At 59.5% G+C, this 15,100-nt stretch carries 16 protein-coding genes; 8 read left to right on the top strand and 8 right to left on the bottom strand.

What is annotated here, in order from left to right; all coding sequences use genetic code 11:
• Positions 1-72: 72 nt before the first annotated feature.
• The gene (locus tag HWW83_RS12100) at positions 73-1,272 is read right to left on the bottom strand and encodes an MFS transporter (RefSeq protein WP_033644162.1); all 1,200 of its coding nucleotides are present in this window, start codon (positions 1,270-1,272) and stop codon (positions 73-75) included.
• A 105-nt stretch (positions 1,273-1,377) separates the two neighbouring features.
• Between HWW83_RS12100 and HWW83_RS12095 the strand changes: the two genes are divergently transcribed.
• Positions 1,378-2,256: a LysR family transcriptional regulator gene (locus tag HWW83_RS12095; protein ID WP_042785250.1), complete on the top strand. Its 879-nt coding sequence runs from the start codon at positions 1,378-1,380 to the stop codon at positions 2,254-2,256.
• Positions 2,257-2,283: 27 nt separating this feature from the next.
• On the opposite strand, the gene proX is transcribed toward HWW83_RS12095, so the two are convergent.
• The 3 genes from proX to proV form a co-directional block, all read right to left on the bottom strand.
• The gene (gene proX, locus HWW83_RS12090; RefSeq protein ID WP_033644160.1) at positions 2,284-3,285 is read right to left on the bottom strand and encodes a glycine betaine/L-proline ABC transporter substrate-binding protein ProX; all 1,002 of its coding nucleotides are present in this window, start codon (positions 3,283-3,285) and stop codon (positions 2,284-2,286) included.
• 69 nt (positions 3,286-3,354) lie between these two features.
• Complete coding sequence (gene proW / locus HWW83_RS12085) at positions 3,355-4,461, bottom strand: glycine betaine/L-proline ABC transporter permease ProW (protein ID WP_033644159.1); 1,107 nt, start codon at positions 4,459-4,461, stop codon at positions 3,355-3,357.
• Positions 4,454-5,656: a glycine betaine/L-proline ABC transporter ATP-binding protein ProV gene (gene proV / locus HWW83_RS12080; RefSeq protein ID WP_042785248.1), complete on the bottom strand. Its 1,203-nt coding sequence runs from the start codon at positions 5,654-5,656 to the stop codon at positions 4,454-4,456. Before proV ends, proW begins: the two co-directional genes overlap by 8 nt.
• A 126-nt stretch (positions 5,657-5,782) precedes the next feature.
• Between proV and HWW83_RS12075 the strand changes: the two genes are divergently transcribed.
• Positions 5,783-6,046, top strand: a complete 264-nt coding sequence (locus HWW83_RS12075) for a hypothetical protein (RefSeq protein WP_145957278.1) — start codon at positions 5,783-5,785, stop codon at positions 6,044-6,046.
• 16 nt (positions 6,047-6,062) lie between these two features.
• Here HWW83_RS12075 and HWW83_RS12070 read toward each other — a convergent pair whose 3' ends face one another.
• Positions 6,063-6,749 (bottom strand): response regulator, encoded by a 687-nt coding sequence (locus HWW83_RS12070; RefSeq protein WP_033644157.1) that lies wholly within the window; start codon positions 6,747-6,749, stop codon positions 6,063-6,065.
• A 33-nt stretch (positions 6,750-6,782) separates the two neighbouring features.
• The gene (locus HWW83_RS12065; RefSeq protein ID WP_149542922.1) at positions 6,783-8,375 is read right to left on the bottom strand and encodes an ATP-binding protein; all 1,593 of its coding nucleotides are present in this window, start codon (positions 8,373-8,375) and stop codon (positions 6,783-6,785) included.
• Positions 8,376-8,701: 326 nt separating this feature from the next.
• Between HWW83_RS12065 and HWW83_RS12060 the strand changes: the two genes are divergently transcribed.
• On the top strand, positions 8,702-10,057 hold the full coding sequence (locus tag HWW83_RS12060) for a 2-hydroxycarboxylate transporter family protein (protein ID WP_033644155.1): 1,356 nt from the start codon (positions 8,702-8,704) through the stop codon (positions 10,055-10,057).
• Between the two features lie 97 nt (positions 10,058-10,154).
• Here HWW83_RS12060 and HWW83_RS12055 read toward each other — a convergent pair whose 3' ends face one another.
• The gene (locus HWW83_RS12055; RefSeq protein ID WP_033644154.1) at positions 10,155-11,126 is read right to left on the bottom strand and encodes a patatin-like phospholipase family protein; all 972 of its coding nucleotides are present in this window, start codon (positions 11,124-11,126) and stop codon (positions 10,155-10,157) included.
• Positions 11,127-11,332: 206 nt separating this feature from the next.
• Here HWW83_RS12055 and HWW83_RS12050 point away from each other — a divergent pair, with 206 nt between their 5' ends.
• From HWW83_RS12050 to HWW83_RS12030, 5 genes are all read left to right on the top strand, one after another.
• The gene (locus HWW83_RS12050; protein ID WP_033644153.1) at positions 11,333-12,277 is read left to right on the top strand and encodes an MBL fold metallo-hydrolase; all 945 of its coding nucleotides are present in this window, start codon (positions 11,333-11,335) and stop codon (positions 12,275-12,277) included.
• Between the two features lie 153 nt (positions 12,278-12,430).
• Positions 12,431-13,171, top strand: a complete 741-nt coding sequence (locus tag HWW83_RS12045; RefSeq protein ID WP_042785246.1) for an SDR family oxidoreductase — start codon at positions 12,431-12,433, stop codon at positions 13,169-13,171.
• Between the two features lie 64 nt (positions 13,172-13,235).
• Positions 13,236-13,430 (top strand): DUF1289 domain-containing protein, encoded by a 195-nt coding sequence (locus HWW83_RS12040; protein ID WP_046687704.1) that lies wholly within the window; start codon positions 13,236-13,238, stop codon positions 13,428-13,430.
• A 77-nt stretch (positions 13,431-13,507) separates the two neighbouring features.
• Positions 13,508-13,795, top strand: coding sequence for a CopG family ribbon-helix-helix protein (locus HWW83_RS12035; RefSeq protein WP_033639547.1), 288 nt, complete (start codon positions 13,508-13,510; stop codon positions 13,793-13,795).
• Positions 13,795-14,082 carry a type II toxin-antitoxin system RelE/ParE family toxin gene (locus HWW83_RS12030; RefSeq protein WP_033639548.1) on the top strand — a complete coding sequence of 96 codons (288 nt, stop codon included), beginning with the start codon at positions 13,795-13,797 and terminating at the stop codon, positions 14,080-14,082. The genes HWW83_RS12035 and HWW83_RS12030 overlap by 1 nt, the downstream gene beginning before the upstream one ends.
• 43 nt (positions 14,083-14,125) lie before the next feature.
• Here the strand turns inward: HWW83_RS12030 and nrdF are convergent, their stop codons facing one another.
• The gene (nrdF, locus tag HWW83_RS12025) at positions 14,126-15,097 is read right to left on the bottom strand and encodes a class 1b ribonucleoside-diphosphate reductase subunit beta (RefSeq protein WP_033639549.1); all 972 of its coding nucleotides are present in this window, start codon (positions 15,095-15,097) and stop codon (positions 14,126-14,128) included.
• Between the last annotated feature and the right edge of the window lie 3 nt (positions 15,098-15,100).

Below are 15,100 nucleotides of genomic sequence, written 5' to 3'. Positions count from 1 at the left end.
ATTACCAGAGAGTAAGTAATGTTTATACCCTGCACCGCTAATAAATTTCTTTAGTGACTATTTGCACGATAATCAGATTGCCGCCGGCCCCTGCGGATCGTGATGCTTGCCGAGCCACCAGGTCAGCAGGTTGAGCAGGCATAACACCCCTCCGACGGCGGCTACGCCGTACCAGCCGGCATGCTGATAGGCGGACGCGGAGAGCAGCGAACCGAGGGCGCCGCCGATAAAGTAGCTGGTCATGTAGCCGGCGGTCAGGCGGTTGCGCGCCTCCGGCATGATGCGATACATCACGCTCTGGTTGGTGACGTGTACCGCCTGCACCGCCAGATCGAGGATCAGGATGCCGGCGATCAGCGCCCACAGCGATTGTTTAGCCAGCGCGATAGGTATCCAGGACAGCAGCAGCAATACCAAGCCGACGGTGGTGGTCAACCCGGCCTTGCCTTTGTCCGCCAGATGCCCGGCGCGCGAAGCGGCCAGCGCTCCGGCGGCGCCCACCAGACCGAACAGTCCGATGACCCCTTCGGAATAGTTGAACGGCGGCGCGGCGAGCAGAAAGGCCATTGAGGTCCAGAGCACGCTGAAGTTGGCGAACGACAGGGCGCCGAGGATGGCGCGGGTGCGCAGCAGCGGCGTGCGGCAGAACAGGCTGAAGATCGAGGCCAGCAGCTGCGGGTAGTTCAGCCCGGAGTGTTGCTTATAGCGCGGCAGCGCGCGCCACAGGATCAGCGCCATCAGGATCATCAGCACGCTGGCGACCCAGTAGATGGTGCGCCAGCCGCCGAACGACGCCAAGGCGCCCGCGACGGTGCGCGCCAGCAGGATGCCGAGCAGCAGGCCACTCATGATGATGCCGACGGTCTTGCCGCGCTTTTCCGGGTGGGCCAGCGTGGCGGCCAGCGGCACCAGGATCTGCGCCACCACCGAGAACAGCCCGGTGAGCGCGGTGCCGAGGATCATCATCGGCAGCGTGGCGGAAGTGGCGGTGATCAGCATGCCCCCGGCGGCCAGCAGCGTCATGAACACGATCAGGCCGCGGCGTTCGAACATGTCGCCGAGCGGCACCAGCAGCAGCAGGCCGGTGGCGTAACCGAGCTGCGCGGCGGTGACGATAAAGCCGGCCTGGTTGACCGACAGGTTGAAACCGGTGGCGATGGTTTCCAGCAGCGGTTGCGCGTAATAGTTGCTGGCGACCGCCAGACCGGTTGCGATGGCAATCAGCACGGTCAGCGCCGGGCTGAGGCCCGGATGGGCGTTTTGTTGGTTCATGTTTTTTTCATCACGGAAAGAAGATGGCGCGCAGTATCCGGCAACGCGCGTCCGGAAACCAATGTATAATTTTCATTTTATTTATCTCATTTCAAGATAGATGCCATGAACCTGAAACAGATCCGCTATGCGCTGGCGGTGGCGGAAGAACAGAGTTTCACCCGGGCGGCGCAGCGCTGCCATACGGTGCAGTCGGCGCTCAGCCACCAGATCGCCAAACTGGAAGAAGAGCTGGGCTGTACGCTGTTTGAACGTACTTCGCGCCGGGTGCGCTTGACCCCCGCCGGCCAGGCTTTCATACCCTCGGCGCAGCGACTGTTGGCGGCGCAGCAGGCGCTGGTGGAGGAGGTGACCGCCGCCGGCGATGCGGTGTCCGGCACCCTGACCATCGGCACGATTTCAACCATAAACGCGATTGATCTGACCGAAAAACTCGACAAGTTTCATCGCCACTATCCGGCGGTAAACATCCGCCTGTACGTTGGCATGAGCGAAGCCCTGCTGGAGGATGTGCGTCAGCAGAAGTGCGATATGGCATTCGTCGGCATCTGGCCCGGCGATGTCGATCTGCTGCCGATGTCGCACCGGCAGTTGACCGATGAGCCGCTGGTGGCGCTGGTGGCGCCGCAGCACCCGCTGGCCAACCGCGAGCGTGTGAACCTGCAGGCGCTGGCGGAAGTGCCGCTGGTGGATTTCTACAGCGGCACCGGCGCGCGGCGCCAAACCGACCGCGCCTTTCAGGCGGCGGGCATCCGCCGGCACGTCAGTTTTGAAATCGATCATATCGAATGGCTGGAGAATCTGGTGCGGCGCGGGTTGGCGGCGGGCATCGTACCGATCTCGACCGCGCAACGCTTAAGCGCGCTGGTGTCGATTCCGATTGAAGACGGGCCGCGGCGCCAGGTGTATTGCATCTGGCCGCAGCCCTTGTCGAACGCCGCCGCCCGTTTTTTACAGTTCAGCGGCATCGATCTGGCGGGGTAGGGGCGCGGCAGAGGCGCCCCCGCTCGGTTACGGCTTCGCCGCTTCGGCGGCGGTTTTCACCCAGCCGTCGAAGGTCGCCTGATGCGCCTTGATCCAACCGTTGACGTGGTTTTGGATGTCGGCCTCCGAAGCCTGGCCTTCATGCATGCGCAGGTTTTGCGCGTTGATGTCGGCGATCGGCAGCTTCATGATGGCGAACAGCTTGGCGGCCGCCGGGTTGGCTTCGGCCCACTGCTTGTTGGCGGCGATGCGCATGGTGTTGACCGGGAATCCGTAGTTGGCGCCGTTAGGCAGCTTGGTATCGACGTTCTTCTGCTCGCCCGGCAAGGAAGAGAACGGTACCTGCAGCCAGACCACGTCGCGGCCCGGCACCATCACATCGCTGACCCAGTACGGCGTCCAGGTGTAATACAGTACCGGTTTGCCCTCTTTGTAGCGGGTGATGGTGTCGGCGATCATCGCCGCGTAGTTGCCCTGGTTGTGTTCGACGGTATTGCTCAGGCCATAGGCCTTGATGTGATGGTTGATCACCGCCTCGCAGCCCCAGCCCGGGGTGCAGCCGGTCAGATCGGCCTTGCCGTCGCCGTTGGTGTCGAACAGCTTGGCGATCTTGGGATCCTTGAGCTGTTCGACGTTGGTGATGTGGTACTGCTCGGCGGTTTTCTTGTCGATCAGGTAGCCCTGCGCGGCGCCGTTGACGTAGACGCCTTCGCGGTAGAACTTGGCGTCGCCGCCGGCGGCCTTGTACTGATCGGCGTGCAGCGGATCCCAATTGACCGCGATAAAGGTGGCGTCGCCGGAGGCGATGGAGGTGTAGGCGACGTTGTAATCCACTTCGCGCGGTTCCTTCACGTCGTAACCCAGTTTTTCCAGCGCCTTGCTGACCAGCAGCGTCTGGAACGTCTCTTCGGAAATGGTGCTTTGTACCGGCTGTACCGCTATTCCCTTGCCGGGTAAATCCGCCGCGATGGCGCTCTGTGAGCCAATCAGTGTCGTCAGGGCGAGAGCCCAGATGCCCGTGGTGCGCATAGTGTTTCCCCTCTTTTGATGTGGTGGTGCCCTGGCCCGCCGGGGCCGCAGCCGCCGGCGGGAAAAGCGTCAGGCTTGTTTGATAAATGGACGGGTAAACAGCCCGATGGGGCCGCGACGGTACCAGCGGCCGATGCCCTTGCTGCGGCGATCGCGCCCCAGCGATTGGGTGAGGCGATCGAGAATGATCGCCAGGATCACGATGCCGACCCCGCCGATGGCGGCCAGGCCCATATCCAGCCGGCCGATGCCGCGCAGCACCATCTGGCCCAGACCGCCGACGGCGATCATCGAGGCGATGACGACCATCGACAGCGCCAACATCAGCGTCTGGTTCACGCCGGCCATGATGGTCGGCATCGCCAGCGGCAGCTGCACCTTGAACAGCAGCTGGCGCGGGCTGGCGCCAAAGGATTCGGCGGCCTCGATCAGATCCTCCGGCACCTGCTTGATGCCAAGAATGGTCAGACGCACGATCGGCGGCAGCGCGAAGATAATGGTCACCACCACGCCCGGCACGTTGCCGATGCCGAACAGCATGACGATCGGCACCAGATAGACGAAGGCCGGGGTGGTCTGCATGGCGTCGAGCAGCGGCCTAATCACTTTGGCGGCATGCTTGCTGCGCGCCAGCCAGATGCCGAGCGGCAGGCCGATAAGGATGCAGAAGAACAGCGCGGTCAGCACCAGCGCCAGCGTAACCATCGCCTGCGACCAGGCGCCGATGGCGCCGATGGCGACCAGAGAGAGCAGCGTCGCGGCGCCCATGCCGAGGCCCGCGATCTGCCAGGCGACCAGCGAGAACACCAGAATGGCGATCGGCGCCGGCATGCCCAACAGCAATTGCTGGAAGCCGCTCAGGATCACGTCTACCGGCACGCGGATGCCCTGGAACAGCGGGCGGAAGTGCAGCACCAGCCAGTCGATACCTTGCGTGACCCAGGAATCAAACGGCACCCAGGCTTTGTGGAACGGATCAAGCAGGCTGAAGTGCTCAGGCTGCGCCGGGGCGCTGCTGAGCCAATCGGCGCCTTGCCCGGCGGCGTCATGAGCGGCCGGTGGCGGCGCGCTGGACCAGGCGTCGCCGGCGTTGGCGGCGGCATCGTGAGCGGGGGCGGCACCGGCATCGGCCGGTGCGGTAGCCCAGGGATCTTGGGTTTGCGTGGTATCACTCATTGGCTGAGCCCTCCTTGTCCAACGCCTGCAGCAGCATGGCCTTGGAGATGATGCCGAGATAGTTATGTTCTTCGCCCACTACCGGCACCGCGCACGGCGCCTGGGCGACCAGGGAGATCAGATCGCTGAGCGGCGTGTCGGCCGGCACGGCGGCGGGGGCCTCAAGCAGGGCATCGTCCAGCGTTTGATTGGCGGACAGCGCCTTTTTCAGCGACTCTATCGACACCACGCCGATAAATTTCTTCCCGCGTTCAACAACATAACCATAATCACGGTCCTCATCGCGCAGCAGCTGCAGCGCCGAGCGGGGGCCAAAACCGGGGGTTTTGCGGATCAGCGTCACCGGACGCCGCTGGGCGATATCCTTGGCGCTGAACACATGACTGATGTCCACGCCGCGGAAGAAGGTGCGCACGTAGTCGTTGGCCGGATTATTGAGGATCTCGTCCGGCGTGCCGACCTGGATCACCTCGCCGCCCTGCATGATGGCGATGCGATCGCCAATGCGCATCGCTTCGTCCAGATCGTGGGAAATAAACACGATGGTGCGCTGATGCTGAGCCTGTAATTTCACCAGCTCATCCTGCATTTCGGTGCGAATTAACGGATCGAGCGCCGAGAAGGCTTCGTCCATCAATAATATATCCGGGTTATTGGCCATCGCGCGGGCTAATCCCACGCGCTGACGCATGCCGCCGGATAATTCATCCGGATAAGACAGCGCATAATTTTCCAGCCCGACCTGACGCAGGGCGTCCAGCGCTTTTTCCTGGCGTTCCTGCAGCGGTATTCCGGCTAATTCCATGCCAAAGGCGGTATTATTCAGAACATTCATATGCGGCATTAGCGCGAATGACTGAAATACCATGCTGATCTTATTTCGCCGCACGGTGCGCAGCGCGGTGTCGGATATTTTGGCGATGTCCTCACCGTCGATCAGCACCTGACCGCGGGTGGGTTCTATCAGACGATTGAGAAGGCGTACCAGGGTGGACTTGCCGGAACCGGAGAGCCCCATGATGACAAATATCTCGCCTTCTTCAATGGCCAGAGTGGCGTCTTTTACGCCGAGCGATAAGCCGGTTTTTTCAAACAGCCGATCTTTTGTCAGACCTTTATCCAGCAGTTTGAATGCGCGTTCCGGGTGCTCGCCAAATATCTTATACAGGTTCTTTACTTCGAGTTTAATTGCCATGCAATTTGCTGTTTCCTCTGGTTTAATTAAAGCGTTATGGGCTGTCCTTAGCAAAATAAAAGAGCTTTTTACCCTAACACAGTGAATATCTGAAACAACCCTCAATGTCATTTAAATGGGATATTAGTGGTTTACATCAAGGTTTTAATTAGTTATGGTAATTTGGCCCGTGACTCAAAATTGACGGCCATTATTCGCCATAATGGTTTGGTTTTTGGGGAAATAATACGGTGTGGCGCAGAGAAATATTTGGGCGCCGCGCCTGCCGTTCGGATAATAAAAAACCCGACCAGAGGCCGGGCAAAAGTCATCAGTATTTCATCAGTTTTAACGACAGGTGCCGATATCGAGGGGGATATCGTCGAGCGTCATGTTATCGCCTTAGTATGACAGCCAGATGGCAGCCTTAGGCCTTGCGATACAGCCTGCGCGGATGGCCGATATTGCCGTACAGCATCTCCACCCGCACGAACTGGGTGGCGACGCAATATTCCAGATAACGGCGAGCGGTGGTTTTGCTGATGCCGACCTGTTCGACCACGTCTTCCACCGCATGCGCCACCGCCGGCTGGGCGATAAACAGAGCCTGCACCAGCTCCAGCGTGTTGGTTTCTATGCCTTTGGCGCTCGGTTCGCTGGAGAACTGCTTCGACTGCAGGTTGTACAGCGCATCGACATTGTCCTGATCGATGATTTTGAAGGTGCGCTGGGTCTGCACGAACTGCATGAAGCGCTCGAGCGAGTTGCGCAGCCGTTTGTAAGACACCGGCTTGATGATGTAGTCGAAGGCGCCGTTGCGGATCGCCTGGCTGCAGGTATGCATGTCGCTGGCGGCGGTGATGAAAATCACCGAACAGGCGGGATTCTTTACCGCCGGTTCTTCCATCAGCTCAATGCCCTGGCCGTCCGGCAGAAAGTTGTCCAGCAGGATCAGCCGCGGCTGATGCTCGTTGGCTTTGGCCCGCGCTTCGGCCAGCGTGGCGGCGTAGGCCACCACCCGCAGGTTGAAATTTTTCTCGATGAACTCTGCGTGCAGCGTCGCCAGTTGCGGCTCATCTTCCACGATCAGAACGTCCAGTGTTTGGTGTGACATAATCGGGTGCTCAAAAAAATCGGGTTATGGGTTTTATTTAGGGATAAATATAGAGAATATCGCGCCGTGCGGCTCGTTGTCCGACACTTCTATGCTGCCGTGCGCCTGCGCCACGTGGCTGGCGACCAGATGCAGGCCGATGCCGTGGTCGCTTTTATCCGCTTTGGTGGTCACGCCCTGTTCAAACAGCGTATCACGAATCTCCTCGGCGATGCCGGTGCCGCGATCCGCCACCTCGATCACCAGCTCGTCGCTGCCGTCGCTGATATAGAGTTCGATCGCGTCGTGCGGAGCCGGGCAGTGCAGCGTCGCCTCCACCGCATTATCCAGCAGGTTGCCGACGATCGACATCAGTTCGGTCTCATTCAGCGCCGCCGGGATCTGCCGCAGCTGGCAGGCCGGATCGAAACGCAGTTCGATGCCTTTCTCTCTGGCGCTGGAGTATTTGCCCAGCAACAGCCCGCACAGCGCCGCCGAACTGAAGCGCTGCGAGATGAAATCGAGGATCTCCTGCGCCCCCTCCGACTGGGCTTCCACATAGCGGATGGCCTCGTCGTAGCGCTGCATATGCAGCAGCCCGGCCAGCGTAGCGGTCCAGTTCAGCTGCTCGTGGCGCATGATGCGCAGGTTGTCGGCATAGCGTTTCACCTGGCTGAGCTGGCTGCTCAGGGTATTGATATCGTTCTTGTCGCGGAAGCTGATCACCCAGCCTTGCAGCTCCTGCTCCTGCATGATGCGCACCCGGCTGGCGATCACCCGCACGTGGTTGAAGCGGCACACCTCGTCATGGGTGTCGTGCTCCAAGTGCGCGACGGCGAAAAAGTCCGGCTGGGCCTGGATCACGTCGCCGATCGGCCGGCCCAGCAGGCCGGTGGCGGGCTGATGCAGATCCAACAGCTCACGCGCCGCATGGTTGATGGTGATGATCCGCAGCTGCGGATCGATGGCGATCACGCCCTCATAGATGGCTTCCAGCAGCGCTTTTTGCTGGCGCACCAGCAGCGCGATCTCTTTCGGCTCCAGCCAGAACATTTGGCGTTTGAGGTTTTTCGACAGCAGCCAGGAAAAAACGAACAGGGCGATCAGCAGCAGCACGATGGAACCGATAATTTGCGTTAATGTCCTGGCATTTAAATTATCGATATGCGATTTCAAATAGCCGACGGAAACGATGCCGATGACGTGATTATTTTCATCCAGAATCGGCGCCTTGCTGCGTAATGAAACGCCGATGCCGCCCTTGCGAATGGAAATAATGCTTTTTCCTTCCAATACTTCTTTATTATCGCCGCCGATCATCGGCGTGCCCAGGCGGCCCTCATATTCGGAATGATAGAGATGACGGGCATGATTATCACCGATGACGATATAGCTGGCGTCGCTGCTGGCGCGGATTTTTTTCATCAGCGCGGCAATTCTGGCGGCGTCGTGTTTTTCCACCGCGTCCACCAGCGAAGGGATAAGGGCGATTTCACGCGCCTGCACCTGGGCGCGGGCGCCGAGATCGCGGTGCAGCTGCGCATCCAGCTGGTAATAGGTGTAGGCGCCGATGCAGCTCAGCAGCAGGCAGGAGAAGGCCACCAGGCACAGAAACAGCTTGATTTGAAATGAGAGTTTAAGGCGCATGGCGGAGCTTCACCGTAAAGAGATCCTGAAGCCTTACCCTATCACGAGATACGGGGTGTGTAATATTGCGCCCGATCAACTTGTGATCCCTCACACGGGATTAGCGTGAACCGGACGAGAATTGTTCGTCTGCGATAAAGTTGATAAGCTTTAAAATAAAAACGGCATTAACACCATTAAAACCACGATGATTTTTACATAATCTTAATTAACTCCATAGAAACCATAACCACCATTAAAAACCCTTTTTAATTTTGAACATAATCACAGCAGATAATCCGTGCGCTTCTCTATGATGGCTGAACAAACTAATAAGAGGCCAGATTATGAGCACAACAGATGATTCTTACCTCGTAGCCAAAGACAAGGCCGCTGATATTCCTCTGCGTGAGAAATGGTGGCGGATACTGGATAATTATAAAGTAGGGATTATTCCGTTACCGTTCTTTATTCTGGCCGGCGTGTTGATTCTGCTCGACTGCCTGGAAGGCAAATTGCCGAGCGATATCGTGGTGATGGTCGCCACCCTGGCGTTCTTCGGTTTCGCCTGCGGCGAATTCGGCAAGCGCCTGCCGCTGATCGGCAAAATGGGCGCGGCGGCGATCTGCGCCACCTTCATTCCTTCCGCGCTGGTGCACTATGGCCTGCTGCCGGACGTGGTGGTGGAGTCGACCACCAAGTTCTACAAATCGACCAACATTCTTTACCTCTACATCTGCTGCATCATCGTCGGCAGCATCATGAGCATGAACCGCCAGGTGCTGATCCAGGGCTTCCTGCGCATCTTCATCCCCATGCTGTGCGGCGAGATCGTCGGCATGCTGGTGGGGATGGGCGTCGGCATGGCGCTGGGCCTGGAACCGTTCCAGATCTTCTTCTTCCTGATCCTGCCGATCATGGCCGGCGGCGTAGGTGAAGGGGCGATCCCGCTGTCGATGGGCTATGCCGCGATCCTGCACATGGAGCAGGGCGTGGCGCTGGGGCGCATTCTGCCTATCGTGATGCTCGGCAGCCTGACCGCTATCGTCATCGCCGGCCTGCTCAACCAGCTGGGCAAGCGTTATCCGCACCTGACCGGCGAAGGCAGCCTGATGCCGAGCAAGCAGGGTGAAAGCGACATGAGCGCGGTGGAAAAAATCAGCGGCAAGGTGGACGTTAGCACCATCGCCTGCGGCGCGCTGTTGGCCATTCTGCTGTATATGGTGGGCATGCTGCTGCACCGTCTGATCGGCCTGCCGGCGCCGGTGGGCATGCTGTTCGCCGCCGTGGCGGTGAAGTTGGCGCACGGGGTGTCGCCGCGCATTCAGGAAGGCTCGCAGGTGGTGTACAAATTCTTCCGCACCGCCGTGACCTATCCCATCCTGTTCGCCGTCGGGGTAGCCATCACGCCGTGGCAGGAACTGGTGGACGCGTTCACCGTACAGAATCTGATCGTGATCGTCACCACCGTCAGCGCGCTGGTAGCGACCGGTTTCTTCGTCGGCAAGAAAATCGGCATGCATCCTATCGACGTGGCGATCGTCTCCTGCTGCCAGAGCGGGCAGGGCGGGACCGGCGACGTCGCGATCCTCACCGCCGGCAACCGCATGTCGTTGATGCCATTCGCCCAGATCGCAACCCGTATCGGCGGCGCTATCAACGTTTCGCTGTCGCTGCTGGTGTTGGCCAAGTTCTTCGTATAACTCCTATAAATCCTTAGCGTTACTTTGCCTTTCCCCGCCCCCGCGGGGATTTTTTTTGCCCGCGCGCCGGCCCGACGCGCGGGCGGGGAACTGCCGGTTACGCCGCTTGCTTCATGGCGGCGTCGTACCACGCGAAGTAGCGCTCTACGCCGCGACGGCCGGATTCGATCAGCGCGCGTTTCTTCTCCTCGCTGATGCCGAACTCCAGCGTGCCGACGTCGAGCGTGTCGACATACACGGTGCGCTTCCAGTCATCGCTGTCCAGATGCACCTTGGTTTGGATGTCCAGCATCACGTTGGCCACCGCCAGGGTGAAATCAAACAGGTTGTTGACCGGCGTGCGCGGGCCGGCCTGACCGGCGGCCTGAGCGATTTCACTGGCGGAGTCCAGGCGAATGCCCAGCGTACGGGTGTTGATGCGCTGGCTGGTGCTGTCGATGTAAGGCGGCGTGGCGGAGAAGTCATAGTCGAACAGCCGCACCGGGTAGTTGTCGATCATGCCGCCGTCGATGCACAGGTCGCCCAGGGCATTTTTCTTCGCCACGAAGGCGAACGGGAACGACATCGAAATGCGCAGGCCATCCGCCACTTTCATGCGCGGCGTGGTACGGTGAGAATAAACCTCTCGCTGGCCGCTGTTGAGGTTGGCGCCGATAAAGTAAATCGACTTGAACCCTTTCGCCGCCTTCATCGCTTCGAACTGTTCGAAGGTAATATCCGGGTTGCCGGTATATTGTTTGATAATATCGCGTGACCATTGATAGAAATAATCGCCGGGCGCGATGCCGTATTGATTGAACAGGCGATAGGCGTCCTGGAGCGTGCCGAAAAAACCGCCGTTATAATCGAGGAATTTTTTAAAATCCATCGCCGACAGAATCTTGGTCACGTCGGCCGAGCTGCAGCCCAGCCCGACCAGCAGCGCGGCGATAGCGCCCGCTGAGGCGCCGGAGGTTTGCTTGATCTGCGGCATGATGCCTTTGGCCTCCAGCAATTCCAGTGCGCCGCCATAGGCGATGCCTTTTACGCCGCCGCCTTCAAAGACCAGGTTTTCGAATTGATAGCTCATCATATTTCCTTACTCGTGGTTTAGGGAGTAAGAAAAATAACGAAGCGGCGCACGAGAAAATATGGATTGGGGTTGTGTGGCTTGGCAAACAAAATTATTCATAATGAATATATTATTTATATATTTATCAAAGGCATTTATTAAACAGGCGCATCGGACTTTTTGCGTCAATACTTAGCGCTGTTCAATTCTCACAAGGAGTCATCATGTTCTGGAAACGTTGTCTGTTGGGCGCGGCGCTGGCCGTTATGTCGTTACAGGCCGGCGCCGCCGCGCCGCAGGCCAAAACCCCGACGCCGGGATTTTACCGCATCATGCTGGGCAGCTTTGAAGTGACCGCGTTGTCCGACGGCATTATTCGCCTGCCGGCGGATAAGCTGTTACTGGGCCGTACGCCGCAGCAGATCGCCGCCGGGGTAGCCGAGCAGCATCAAAGCCTGCCGGTGGTCACGTCGGTCAATGCTTATCTGATCAATACCGGCGACAAGCTGGTGATGATCGACAGCGGCGCCGGCCAACTGCTGGGCGACGGCCTGGGCAAGCTGGTGGATAACCTGCGTGCGGCGGGCTACCAGCCGGAGCAGGTGGATGAGATCTACCTGACCCACATGCACCCGGACCACCTCGGCGGCCTGACGCACGACGGCAAGGCGGTATTCCCCAATGCGGTGGTGCGCGCCGCCAGCCAGGACGCGGACTTCTGGCTAAGCGCGGACAAACTGAAACAGGCTAGCGCGGGCAGTAAAAGCAACTTCGAAAGGGCTCAGGCAGTGATCAAGCCGTATCAGGCGGCCGGCCACTTTAAGCCGTTCAGCGGCGACGGTGAGCTTTCCCCGGGCATTGCCGCCTTTGCCGCCCACGGCCATACGCCGGGGCATAGCGTGTATCAGGTGACCAGCCAGGGCCAGAAGCTGTTGCTGCTGGGGGATCTGATCCACGTGGCGGCGGTGCAGATGCCGCATCCGAAGGTGGCTATCAGCTTTGATAATGACGCCAAGGCGGCGGTCGCTCAGCGGCTGCGGATATTTGGTGACAGCGCGCGGCAGAGCGAGCTGGTGGGTGGCGCACACCTGTCGTTCCCGGGGTTGGGGTATTTGAACCGCCAGGGCGACGGTTACACTTGGGTGCCATTGAACTACGGCGCGCTGTAATGGAGATGGCCGCCCAACGGGCGGCCATCGTAAGCGCCTTGGGGACATTGTTCGATAATTTGGGATGATGATGCCAGAGAATCGGGGCTTATTCGCCGTGATAAAGAGTGCATGATTAACGTTACCCTCGTCGTTTTCTTTAAGGATCTCCCGATGAATCAGAAAACTCCCTCCGTCGCCATCGTCACCGGCGCATCGCGCGGTATCGGCGCGGCCATCGCCGAGCGTCTGGCCGCCGATGGCTTCACCGTCATCATCAACTATTCGGGCAACCCGGCGCCGGCCGATGAGCTGGTGCGCAAGATTGAACAGGGCGGCGGCCGCGCCTTGAGCGTCAAAGCCGACGTCAGCGATGCATCTGCGGTCGCCCGCCTGTTCGACAGCGCCGAACAGGCGTTTGGCGGCGTCGACGTGCTGGTCAATAACGCCGGGGTGATCGCGCTGGCGCCGGTGGCGGACATGCGTGACGAAGACGTGGATCGCCTGCTCGACATCAATCTGAAAGGCAGCTTCAATGCGATGCGCGAGGCGGCGAAGCGCCTGCGCGACAATGGCCGCATCATCAACTTCTCCTCCAGCGTGGTGGGGTTGCTGCAGCCGGGGTACGGCATGTATGCCGCCAGTAAGGCGGCGATCGAAGCGCTGACCAGCGTGCTGGCGAAAGAGCTGCGCGGCCGCAATATCACGGTGAACGCCGTCGCGCCGGGACCGACCGCCACCGGTTTGTTCCTCGACGGCAAAACCCCGGAGCTTATCGAGCGGCTGGCGAAGATGGCGCCGCTGGAGCGCCTGGGCACGCCGGACGATATCGCTGCGGCGGTGGCCTTCCTCGCGGGGGCCGACGGCGGTTGGATCAACGGCCAAACCCTGCGCGCCAACGGCGGCATCATCTGATTGACGACGCGCCGCCGCAGGATCGGGTATCCTGTGGCGGAACTCATCACATCAAGGGCAGCGTATGACGGGCGACAATCAGCAGTTTCATCCCGGCGTCAGGTCGCCCTGCGTCAGCCTGTGCCGGATTGACGACGAAACCCAGCAGTGCCGCGGATGCCGGCGCACGCGGGCGGAGATCGCCGCCTGGCCGACCGCCAGCGATGCGGAGAAACGCGCTATCTGGCGGCGGCTAGAGCCGCGTCAATCGGTGAAATAATCCTCTGCATTATTGCGCTGCCAGACTGCATGTAGCACAATTGAGCTACATGTGATTGACCGACGTTAGGAGCGATTATGTCGACGACGACCATTCGTATTCCAGATGAGCTTAAAGCCCGAGTCGCTGCCGTCGCCGAGCAGGTTGGCGTAACGTCTCACAGCTTTATTTTGCAGGCAATCGCGGAGAAAACGCAGCAGGAAGAGTTGCGCCGCGACTTTGAGAATGAAGCGGAAAAACGCTATGCCAAGATAATTGCGACGGGAGAGACGGTCTCTTGGAAAGAGATGCGCGGTTATTTGGAAAATTACGCAGCGGGTGATACTGCCGCTGTCAAACCTCCGGTTAAAAAATTGGGGCGCTGATGGCAAATGTCGAGTTGGCGCCAGAGGTCAGGGATGATATCGAACGTATTCTCGCTCATTTGGCTCAGTATGGCGCTGCGGATTCAGGGCGGCGCATTCAGGAAATCATCCAGGCAATTGCGGTATTGGAACATAATCCATTGATCGGACGGTCCCTTGGCGCAGGGCTGCGTGAATTGATTATTGGGCAGCAAGCTCGCGGTTATTTGGCGCTCTACAAATACATTCCTGATATCGATACGGCGTTTGTTCTGGCGATCCGCAGTCAGAAAGAACAAGGGTATTGAATGCACGATACCGGCCTGAAAGACCGGCATCGCTGTCATGTCCTCAGAAATCCCAGTCCTCATCCTCGGTGTTGACCGCCTTGCCGATGACGTAGGACGACCCTGAACCGGAGAAGAAGTCGTGGTTTTCATCGGCGTTCGGCGACAGCGCCGACAGGATCGCCGGGTTGACCTCCGCCATCGCCGGTGGGAACAGCGCTTCATACCCCAGATTCATCAGCGCTTTGTTGGCGTTGTAGTGCAGGAAGGTCTTCACGTCTTCCGTCCAGCCGACGCCGTCGTACAGCTCCTCGGTGTAACGCACCTCGTTGTCGTACAGATCCTGCATCAGGTCGAAGGCAAAGTTTTTCACCTGCTGGCGCCGTGCGGCGTCCACTTTCTCCAGCCCTTTCTGGAACTTATAGCCGATATAGTAGCCGTGCACCGCCTCGTCGCGAATGATCAGGCGGATCAGATCGGCGGTGTTGGTCAGTTTGGCGCGGCTGGACCAGTACATCGGCAGATAAAAGCCCGAATAGAACAGGAACGACTCGAGAAACACGCTGGCGACCTTTTTCAGCAGCGGATCGTCGCTGCGGTAGTGCGCCAGAATGATGCCGGCTTTCTTCTGCAGCGCGCGGTTTTCCTCACTCCAGCGATAGGCGTCATCCACGTCCGGCGTTTGGCACAGGGTGGAGAAGATTGAGCTGTAAGAGCGGGCGTGCACCGCCTCCATAAAGCTGATGTTGGAGTACACCGCCTCTTCGTGCGGCGTCAGCGCATCGGCGATCAGAGCCGGCGCGCCGACGGTGTTCTGGATGGTGTCCAGCAGCGTCAGCCCGGTAAACACCCGAATGGTCAGCTGCTGCTCCTTCGGCGTCAGCGTGGCCCAGGACGGGATATCGTTGGACAGCGGCACCTTCTCCGGCAGCCAGAAGTTGGAGGTCAGGCGGTTCCACACCTCCAGATCCTTGTCGTCTTCGATGATGTTCCAGTTGATGGCGCGCACCAGCGGCGCCGATGTTACGGTCGTCATAAG

Origin of the sequence: Serratia ureilytica, from assembly GCF_013375155.1 — a bacterium.
GTDB lineage: Bacteria > Pseudomonadota > Gammaproteobacteria > Enterobacterales > Enterobacteriaceae > Serratia > Serratia ureilytica.
This window is presented reverse-complemented; position numbering and strand designations above follow the sequence as displayed.